The sequence below is a fragment of the Sinorhizobium sp. 7-81 genome (assembly GCF_030124405.1).
GTDB classification, from domain to species: domain Bacteria; phylum Pseudomonadota; class Alphaproteobacteria; order Rhizobiales; family Rhizobiaceae; genus Sinorhizobium; species Sinorhizobium psoraleae.
Genome location: NZ_JASKLT010000070.1, coordinates 1 through 1029, shown reverse-complemented (window position 1 = coordinate 1029; position 1029 = coordinate 1). Strand labels below are relative to the sequence as shown.

General features: G+C 60.6%; 1 protein-coding gene. It reads right to left on the bottom strand.

Going from position 1 to position 1029, the window contains the following annotated elements; all coding sequences use genetic code 11:
- The coding region (locus QN224_RS33515; RefSeq protein ID WP_283980170.1) for a diguanylate cyclase at positions 1-1029 on the bottom strand (1029 nt) is incomplete at both ends.

Genomic DNA, 1029 nt, shown 5'->3' with positions numbered 1-1029 from the left:
TGGACTTCCAGCTCGCCATTGACAAGGGCGCGCCGAAGGGAAACCTTCATCTGCTCTCTTGTCTGGAGATGCGCGTCCATGCCCGGCTGATACTCCACGTAGGTGCCGCGTCCGCCGGCTTTGGCTTGATCAAGCGCTATGTCGGCAGCCTGGATAAGCCCGTCCACCGATTGGTCACCGATCGGGGCAGTCGCAAGCCCAACAATCACTCCAGGATCCACCTGCGTTCCCGCGAGATCATACGGCAGTTCAGCGGCATCGATAAGCTGCTGCGCCAGGTTACGCGCTTCGTCACTGCTGTTGATGCCGGTGCGCCAGACGACGAATTCGTCGCCGCCCAGTCGGCAGAGCATGTCGGATTGCTTGACACAATTGCGCAGCCGCTCAGCCACACGACGCAGCAGCAGGTCGCCGGTGGCTCGACCATAGGCGTCGTTGACCGCCTTAAGGCCATTCAGAACAACACAGTGAATTGCGACTTTTGTGCTCGGCGCGATCTTATCCGAAGTGCGTTCGAACTCCTCGCGGAGGAACTGACGATTCGGCAATCCGGTCAGCGCATCGTGTCGCGCCATGTGATGCATTTGCTTTTGCGCCAGAAAGCGTTCTTGTTCCGCGTTGCGAAGCTCGGTGATGTCGAGGGCAATACCGACATAGCCGAGAAACCCGCCGTCCGAGGTGAAGCGTGGCTGTCCGATATCAATGACTGAGGCCAAGCTGCGGTCGGCGCGGCGAAGACGGTATTCTACCCGGACCGGCTCTCTGTGACGCGAGGCCGCGCCAAATCCGCATTCGACTTTTTGACGATCGTCCGGGTGAACGGCCTTGGCCCATCCGAAACCGCGGGCCTCTTCGGCGGTCTGCCCGGTCGTCTCGAGCCAAAGACGGCTGTGGTAAGTGGCTGCGCCGCTTGCATCAGTCACCCAGATCATCACCGGCGCATCGTCGGCGATGGCCCTGAAACGCGACTCGCTCTCCTTGACGGCTTCCAACGCTCTGCGGCGATCATCGACATTTTCGACGATCCCG